10 protein-coding genes are annotated in these 7828 nt (G+C 69.7%); 4 read left to right on the top strand and 6 right to left on the bottom strand.

What is annotated here, in order from left to right:
- Window positions 1-379 precede the first annotated feature (379 nt).
- Complete coding sequence (locus AB0D99_RS34210) at window positions 380-1021, bottom strand: DNA-3-methyladenine glycosylase (protein ID WP_362371575.1); 642 nt, start codon at window positions 1019-1021, stop codon at window positions 380-382.
- A gap of 105 nt (window positions 1022-1126) precedes the next feature.
- Here AB0D99_RS34210 and AB0D99_RS34205 point away from each other — a divergent pair, with 105 nt between their 5' ends.
- From AB0D99_RS34205 to AB0D99_RS34195, 3 genes are all read left to right on the top strand, one after another.
- Window positions 1127-1909 carry a sporulation protein gene (locus tag AB0D99_RS34205; RefSeq protein WP_362371573.1) on the top strand — a complete coding sequence of 261 codons (783 nt, stop codon included), beginning with the start codon at window positions 1127-1129 and terminating at the stop codon, window positions 1907-1909.
- Between the two features lie 41 nt (window positions 1910-1950).
- Window positions 1951-2487: a YbhB/YbcL family Raf kinase inhibitor-like protein gene (locus AB0D99_RS34200; RefSeq protein ID WP_362371570.1), complete on the top strand. Its 537-nt coding sequence runs from the start codon at window positions 1951-1953 to the stop codon at window positions 2485-2487.
- A 163-nt stretch (window positions 2488-2650) separates the two neighbouring features.
- Complete coding sequence (locus AB0D99_RS34195; RefSeq protein ID WP_362371567.1) at window positions 2651-3157, top strand: HNH endonuclease; 507 nt, start codon at window positions 2651-2653, stop codon at window positions 3155-3157.
- 75 nt (window positions 3158-3232) lie between these two features.
- Here AB0D99_RS34195 and AB0D99_RS34190 read toward each other — a convergent pair whose 3' ends face one another.
- From AB0D99_RS34190 to AB0D99_RS34175, 4 genes are all read right to left on the bottom strand, one after another.
- Window positions 3233-4006: a sulfite exporter TauE/SafE family protein gene (locus tag AB0D99_RS34190; RefSeq protein ID WP_362371564.1), complete on the bottom strand. Its 774-nt coding sequence runs from the start codon at window positions 4004-4006 to the stop codon at window positions 3233-3235.
- Between the two features lie 90 nt (window positions 4007-4096).
- The gene (locus AB0D99_RS34185; protein ID WP_362371562.1) at window positions 4097-5056 is read right to left on the bottom strand and encodes an SPFH domain-containing protein; all 960 of its coding nucleotides are present in this window, start codon (window positions 5054-5056) and stop codon (window positions 4097-4099) included.
- A 93-nt stretch (window positions 5057-5149) separates the two neighbouring features.
- Complete coding sequence (locus AB0D99_RS34180; RefSeq protein ID WP_362371559.1) at window positions 5150-5578, bottom strand: NfeD family protein; 429 nt, start codon at window positions 5576-5578, stop codon at window positions 5150-5152.
- Between the two features lie 61 nt (window positions 5579-5639).
- Window positions 5640-6437, bottom strand: a complete 798-nt coding sequence (locus AB0D99_RS34175) for an ABC transporter ATP-binding protein (protein WP_362371556.1) — start codon at window positions 6435-6437, stop codon at window positions 5640-5642.
- 151 nt (window positions 6438-6588) lie between these two features.
- On the opposite strand from AB0D99_RS34175, the gene AB0D99_RS34170 reads away from it, so the two are divergent.
- Complete coding sequence (locus AB0D99_RS34170; protein ID WP_362371553.1) at window positions 6589-7374, top strand: hypothetical protein; 786 nt, start codon at window positions 6589-6591, stop codon at window positions 7372-7374.
- Window positions 7375-7578: 204 nt separating this feature from the next.
- Here AB0D99_RS34170 and AB0D99_RS34165 read toward each other — a convergent pair whose 3' ends face one another.
- Window positions 7579-7824: a chaplin gene (locus tag AB0D99_RS34165; RefSeq protein WP_362371551.1), complete on the bottom strand. Its 246-nt coding sequence runs from the start codon at window positions 7822-7824 to the stop codon at window positions 7579-7581.
- Window positions 7825-7828: the final 4 nt, after the last annotated feature.

Genomic DNA, 7828 nt, shown 5'->3' with positions numbered 1-7828 from the left:
GTTGATTTTTGGCACGCTGTTGAGTTCTCAAGGAACGGACGCTTCCTTTGTACTCACCCTCTCGGGCTTTCCTCCGGGCTTTTCCCTTCGGTCTTTCGTGTTTCCAACCTTACCAGATCCTTTTCCGTTCCGTTTCCGGTTCGGATTTTGTTTCCGGTGGCCTGTTGGCTGCCTTGCCTTTCGGCGTGGTCACTACTTTAGCCGAATTCCCCGGCGACTCATAATCGAGCCATTCGGATCAAATTTCGGCATGCCGAAATCCGCACCCGTTGGGGTTCGTCGTAGGTAGTGGATGGCCGCTCCGGGGTGCTTGAACAAGCTGTCCCGTTTCAAGCGGCTCGCCTACGTTAGGCGTCCGGGGCACCCGAGTCAAGTCGGGTCAAGAGGTCCTCTTGCGGGGCACATGGGCTCGGTACGGGCTCACCGTCGGGTCGGCGTCGATCCAGAAGCGCCACGGGTGTGGTGCTCCGTCGCCGCCCACTCCCGTGCGCGGTCCGCTCCGTACCTGGTCGGGCGGGGGTGGGGTGCCCCCGAGGAGGGCCAGCGGGGAGTCCGGGCCGGCACAGGTGTCGGTGCCGTTCAGGGTGAGCGCCACGTCGAGCGCCGTGGCCAGACGGGCAGGGCCTTTGGCCAGTTCGGTGTCGCGGCGGGCCGAGAGTCGACGGGGCCATGCCTGTTCCGCTCCCTTGAGGACCTCCCCGGCGCGCAGCAGGACTCCGCTCGCGTGGCCCTCCGGACCGCACACCAGATTGAGGCAGTGCCACATGCCGTAGGTGAAGTAGACGTACGCGTGTCCGGGCGGGCCGAACATGACGGCGTTGCGTGCGGTGCGCCCACGGAAGGCGTGGGAGCCGGGGTCGATCGCGCCGGCGTACGCCTCCACCTCGGTGAGGCGGAGTTCGATGCGGCCCGCGTTCGAGTTCCGTACGAGGGTGCGACCGAGCAGGTCGGGGGCGACCTCCAGGACGGGGCGGTCGAAGAAGGTCCGCGGGAGCGGCGTACGGTCGGGGCTCTCGCTCATGGCGTCCGAGCGTACTGGGGCCTTGCCGGGGAAGCGGTGGGGAACCGGTTACGGTCGTCGCGCGTATGTAGAGGTCAAGGCCAAGCAGGACAAGAGGGAGTGTTCATGGGGTTCAAGAAGCTGCTCGCGAGCCTGGGTGCCGGCGGCGCCTCCGTCGAGACGGTGCTGACCGAGGAGAACGTCGTTCCCGGTGGCGTCGTGCAGGGTGAGGTGCGGATCCAGGGCGGTTCGGTCGATCAGCAGATCGAGGGGCTCTCCGTGGGCCTGCAGGCCCGGGTCGAGGTCGAGGGTGCGGACCAGGAGACGAAGCAGGACATCGAGTTCGTCAAGGTCCGGCTCGGCGGTGCCTTCACGGTGCAGGCCGGTGCGGTGCACGCGCTGCCGTTCGGTCTCGAGATTCCGTGGGAGACGCCGGTCACCACGATCTCCGGCCAGCAGCTGCGCGGGATGAACATCGGTGTGACCACCGAGCTGGAGATCGCGCGCGCGGTGGACTCCGGTGACCTGGATCCCATCAACGTCCACCCGTTGCCGGCGCAGCAGGCGATCCTGGACGCCTTCCTCCAGCTGGGCTTCCGTTTCAAGAGCGCGGACATGGAGCGCGGGCACATCCGCGGGACCCGGCAGAAGCTGCCGTTCTACCAGGAGATCGAGTTCTTCCCGCCGCAGCAGTACCGCGGTCTGAACCAGGTGGAGGTCAGCTTCGTCGCGGACGACCGTGAGATGGACGTCGTCCTGGAGATGGACAAGAAGCCGGGTCTGTTCAGTGAGGGCAGCGACTCGTTCCGCGCCTTCAAGGTGGGTCTGCAGGACTTCCACTCGACCGACTGGGCCGCATACCTCAACCAGTGGCTCGCCGACGTCGGTGGCAAGCGCAACTGGCTCTAGGCTCAGCCCCGTACAGCAGTCTGCGATACGGAGGTACGGACGTGGCCGAGGGGAAGAGGGCGCCGCTCCCTCACGACTTCCATCCGCAGGTGCCGGCGTTCACCGTGGTGAGCGACGACATCGTGGCGGGTGGCGCGCTGAAGGACGCGCAGGTGTACGCGGCGGGGAACACCTCGCCCCAGCTGAGCTGGGAGGGGTTCCCGGCGGAGACGAAGAGCTTCGCCGTCACCTGCTTCGACCCCGACGCTCCGACGGGCAGCGGTTTCTGGCACTGGGTGCTGTTCGACATCCCGGTGTCGGTGACCGAGCTGCCGGCCGGTGCGGGCACGGGGTCGTTCGAGGGGCTGCCGGCCGGCGCCGTACAGGCGCGTAACGACTACGGCTCCCGGGACTTCGGCGGTGCCGCTCCCCCGGCCGGTGAGAACCACCGCTACGTCTTCACCGTGTACGCGGTGGACACGGAGAAGCTCGGGCCCGACGCGGACACGTCGCCCGCGGCAGTCGGGTTCAACCTGCGGTTCCACACGCTGGGGCGCGCGCAGTTGATCGCCGAGTACACCGGTCCCGAGCGCAGCTGAGCGTTCGTTTGTTGTTTGCCCGCTTCTGGTCTTGGAGAGATCAGAAGCGGGCATCTTTCGTTTCGCACGATATTGCGTTGTCCAACCCGGCGCGCCCGGCCAGAGTTGATCCCAGCCCGGAGCCCTGCCATGGGGCTGGGCCGGCACACGGGAGGTGGGCACCATGCGGGACACGCTGGTTCTGAACGCGAGCTTCGAGCCGCTTTCGACGGTCACACTCAACCGTGCGGTGGTGCTTGTCCTGCAGGACAAGGCCGTCGTGGAGCAGGAGCATCCCGAGCTTCGGATGCGTGCCGCCGCTGTCGACATTCCGGTGCCTCGGGTGATCAGACTCTGCCGCTACGTACGGGTGCCGTTCCGAAGACAGGCTCCGTGGTCGAGGAGGGGTGTGCTCGTCCGGGACCAGCACCGGTGCGCGTACTGCGGGAGGCGCGCGACCACCGTGGACCACGTGGTGCCGCGGGCGCAGGGTGGTGGGGACAGCTGGCTGAACACGGTGGCGTCCTGCGCCGAGGACAACCACCGCAAGGCGGACCGGACGCCGGAGCAGGCGGGGATGCCGTTGCTGCACGAGCCGTTCGTGCCGTCGCCGGCGGACGCGATGCTGCTGGCGATGCGGGCCGGTGAGAGGTCCGAGCTTCCGGACTGGCTGGCCGGTTCGGCGGCGTGATCCGGTACGTCCCGGTGTGCGCGGAGGATACGACGCGGGGCCCGCTCTCCTTCTCGGGGAGCGGGCCCTTGTCGTTCAGCGCAGCAGCAGTTGGACGATGGCGGCGATGCCGACGACGACGATGACGCCGCGCAGCACGTTCGGTGGGAGGCGGCGGCCGACCTTGGCGCCGATCTGGCCGCCGATGGCGGAGCCGACGGCGATGAGCAGGACGGCGGTCCAGTCGAAGTCGGCGACGAAGAGGAAGAAGAGCGCGGCGATGCTGTTGACGATCGCGGCGAGGACGTTCTTGACGGCGTTGAGGCGCTGGAGGGTGTCGGCGAGGAGCATCCCCATGAGGGAGAGGTAGATGATCCCCTGGGCCGCGGTGAAGTAGCCGCCGTAGACGCTCGCGAGGAGCAGGCCGGTCAGCAGGAGCGGTCCGCCGTCGGGGTCCGCCGGGCTGCCGTCGCGTTCGCGGCGGGCCTGGACGGCCTTGGAGATCCGTGGCTGGAGGATGACCAGGACCAGCGCGAGGGCGACGAGGACGGGGACGATGGTCTCGAACGCCCGGGCCGGGAGCATCAGCAGGAGGACGGCTCCGCAGAGTCCTCCGATGGCGGCGACGGTGCCGAGGCGGATGACGCGGCGGCGCTGGCCCTTGAGCTCCTCGCGGTAGCCGATGGCTCCGCTGATGGAGCCGGGGATGAGGCCGAGGGCGTTGGAGACGGTGGCCGTCACCGGGGGCAGTCCGGTGAGGAGGAGGACGGGGAACGTGATGAGCGTTCCCGATCCGACGATGGTGTTGATGGTGCCGGCTCCGATGCCGGCTGCGAACACTGCCAGTACTTCCCAGATGGACAACGCCATCTCCTTAAAGGATCAGTGGCTCACCTCCCCGCCCGGACTTCCGTCGGGGTCGAGGGGCTCGCACCGATCATGCACGAGGGCATGTGCGCGTCAGTCGACCGGGGGCACTTCGCGGCGTTCGGTCTCGTTGCCGGTGCGACTGCCGGGCACCGCGCCGGTGTTGAAGCCGGGCGCTCCGCCGCCGAGGTTGCCGAAGGCGCCGGAGAGGCCCTTGAGGGCGTCGCCGATCTCGCTGGGCACGATCCAGAGCTTGTTGGCGTCGCCCTCGGCGATCTTCGGGAGCATCTGGAGGTACTGGTACGAGAGGAGCTTCTGGTCCGGGTCGCCGGCGTGGATGGCCTCGAAGACCGTGCGGACGGCCTGGGCCTCGCCCTCGGCTCGCAGGGCGGCGGCCTTGGCCTCGCCCTCGGCGCGGAGGATCGCGGACTGCTTCTCACCCTCGGCGGTGAGGATCTGCGACTGGCGGATGCCCTCCGCGGTGAGGATCGCGGCGCGCTTGTCCCGGTCGGCGCGCATCTGCTTCTCCATCGAGTCCTGGATGGAGGTGGGCGGCTCGATCGCCTTGAGCTCGACGCGGTTGACGCGGATGCCCCACTTGCCGGTGGCCTCGTCGAGGACGCCGCGGAGGGCCGCGTTGATCTCCTCGCGGGAGGTGAGGGTGCGCTCCAGGTCCATGCCGCCGATGATGTTGCGCAGGGTGGTGACGGTGAGCTGCTCGATGGCCTGGATGTAGCTGGCGACCTCGTAGGTCGCGGCGCGCGCGTCGGTCACCTGGTAGTAGATGACGGTGTCGATGTTGACGACCAGGTTGTCCTGGGTGATCACCGGCTGCGGCGGGAAGGGGACGACCTGTTCGCGGAGGTCGATGCGGTTGCGGATCGAGTCGATGAACGGGACGACGATGTTCAGGCCGGCGTTGAGGGTGCGTGTGTAGCGCCCGAAGCGCTCGACGATCGCGGCGCTCGCCTGCGGGATGACCTGGATCGTCTTGATCAAGGCGATGAAGACAAGCACCACCAGAATGATCAGGACGATGATGATCGCTGACATCGCGCTCCCTGTGCCCTTCGCTGCCGGTCGACTGCCGGGTTGGTTGTGATGATCGAGTTTCCCAGACGGCGCGCCGTCTCGTGGGGGGTTCGGTCACATGACCACGGCGGTCGCCCCGTCGATGTCGACGACGTCGACCTGTTCGCCGGGTTCGAAGGCCAGCCCGGAGTCGAGCGCGCGGGCGGACCAGATCTCGCCGGCGAGCTTGATGCGGCCGCCGTTGCCGTCGACGCGTTCCAGGACGACTGCTTGACGGCCTTTCAGCGCGTCGATGCCGCTGGCGTGCCGGGGCGGGCCGTCGCGGTGGCGGGCGGCGATGGGGCGAACCACCGCGAGGAGCGCCACGGAGACGGCGACGAAGACGACCACCTGCGCGACGATGCCGAAACCGAGACCTGCGGTCACGGCTCCGGCGATCGCACCGACGGCGAACATGCCGAATTCGGGCATCGCGGTCAGGACGAGCGGGATCCCGAGTCCTACCGCGCCGATCAGCCACCAGACCCATGCGTCGATGTCCACATGGTCATGGTAGGGCGGCGGGGTGGGTCCGGGACAGGGTGCGATTCCCTTACGGATCCGGCTACTTCAGCGGGAGGCCCTGGGCGGTGTAGCGGTCGCCGACGTGCTCGACGACGAGCGGCAGGCCGAAGCAGAGGGAGAGGTTGCGGGAGGTGAGCTCGGTCTCCATGGGGCCGGCGGCGAGCACCTTGCCCTGACGGATCATCAGGACGTGGGTGAAGCCCGGGGCGATCTCCTCGACATGGTGGGTGACCATGATCATGGAGGGGGCGTACGGGTCGCGGGCGAGCCGGCCGAGGCGGCGGACGAGGTCCTCGCGGCCGCCGAGGTCGAGTCCGGCGGCGGGCTCGTCGAGGAGGAGGAGCTCGGGGTCGGTCATCATCGCGCGGGCGATCAGGGTGCGCTTGCGCTCGCCCTCGGAGAGGGTGCCGAACCTGCGGTCCAGGTACTCGGTCATGCCGAGGCGGTCGAGGAAGGCGCGGGCGCGCTGCTCGTCGACGGCGTCGTAGTCCTCGTGCCAGGTGGCGGTCATGCCGTACGCGGCGGTGAGGACGGTCTGGAGGACGGTCTGGCGCTTGGGGAGCTTCTCCGCCATGGCGATGCCGGCCATGCCGATGCGGGGCCGGAGGTCGAAGACGTCGGTGCCGACGCCGCCGAGCTGCTCGCCGAGGATCCGGGCGGTGCCGGCGGAGGGGAAGAGGTAGCTGGAGGCGATGTTGAGGAGGGTGGTCTTGCCGGCGCCGTTGGGGCCGAGGATCACCCAGCGCTCACCCTCCTTGACCGACCAGGAGACATCGTCCACCAGAGCCCGTCCGTCGCGGACCACGGATACGTCCACCAGCTCCAGTACATCGCTCATGAGCGCGTTGTCTCCCCTTGCGGTCGAGTCGAGTCGTCGCATGCGCCTGTGGGCGCGGCGTCCAGGGAAAACCTACGCCACTGTCGGAGCGGGCCGGTCGTTAGGTCCGGTACTTCCCTGCCGCGGGGCGGTGAGTCCCTAGTCTGGGGGCATGCTTTCGGAACCACGCTCAGGACGCCTGGCCGCTTGGGGCAATGCCCTGTTGGCCGGATCGGTATCGCCGGACGACGCGGCGCTGGCCATTGTCGGGAACGACGCGGTGCACCGCGTGGAGGGGCTGCCGGGCGAGGCGGGGCCGGTCGGGCTGACCCTGGCGCTCGGCCGGCTGCGGCGGCTCGGGGTGTCCGGGTGGAGGGTGGCCCTGCCCGCGCCGGGGCATCCGCTGGGGCTGAGCGGGCCGCCGGACTTCAACGCGCGGGCGCTGGAGGCGGAGGAGGCGGTGGTCGGTTTCGGCGCTCCGTACGGTCTCGTGCCGGAGGTCACGGAGGCCGGTCCGCCCGGTGACGTGCATGTGGAGGTGGTCTGGCGGTGTCTGCCCGTGCGGGAGGCGCCGCCCGCGGACGTACCGTCGCTCGGCGAGGCGGAGCGGGAGCTCGCGGAGGCGATGCGCGAGGCGACGGCGGTGCTGACGAAGCTGGACGTCGCGGGCTCGGGTCCGGTGGCGGACGCGGCCCGTGACGCGTACCGGGCGCGGGCCGAGGTGGGGCGTGAGGTCCTGGCCCCGGGCTATCCGCCACGTGCGGTGCGGGTGCTGGAGCTGGCCCAGCGGGTGGCGCTGCTGATCGACCTGGCGTACGACCACGGCCATGGCGGTGCGGTCAGCGCCTCGGAGATGGCTGCCCGGGGTGCGGCGCTGCGGCCGGTGGAGCGGGTGGCCCGGCGGGCGCAGGTGGCGGCCTACAACGCGTACGTCGAGGAGCGGGAGCGGGAGCTCTAGGGGCGGGGCCTCCGGGGGCCGGGGGATCCGAGGGTGCGGGGCCTCCCGGGGCCCGGATCTGCGGGTGCGGGGCCTCTGGGTGGGCCGGAGCCCCGGGTGGGGTGTCCCGGGCGTGCGGGCCCTGTGGGGTCCGGGTGGGCGTCGCGGCATGAGAGAAGCCCGGCCCCCGGGGGATCGTCCGGGGGCCGGGCTGGTCGCGGGGCGTCAGTGGTTGACGGCGCCGTTCCCGAAGGCCGGGTTGAGCAGGCCGATCACGTTGACCGTGTTGCCGGAGACGTTCACCGGGACGTGGACCGGGACCTGCACCAGGTTGCCGGACGCGACGCCCGGCGAGTTGAGGGCCTCGCCGTGCGCGTCCGCGCCACCGTGGGCGGAGGCGACGCCCGCACCCGCGGCGACGATGCCACCGGCGATCATGGTGAGGGCAGCGGCCTTCTTCAGGTTCTTCACTTCA

Origin of the sequence: Streptomyces sp. NPDC047971 (assembly GCF_040653355.1) — a bacterium.
Taxonomy (GTDB): Bacteria; Actinomycetota; Actinomycetes; order Streptomycetales; family Streptomycetaceae; genus Streptomyces.
Note: the sequence above shows the minus strand (reverse complement) of the source record. Positions and strands in the feature narration are given on the sequence as shown.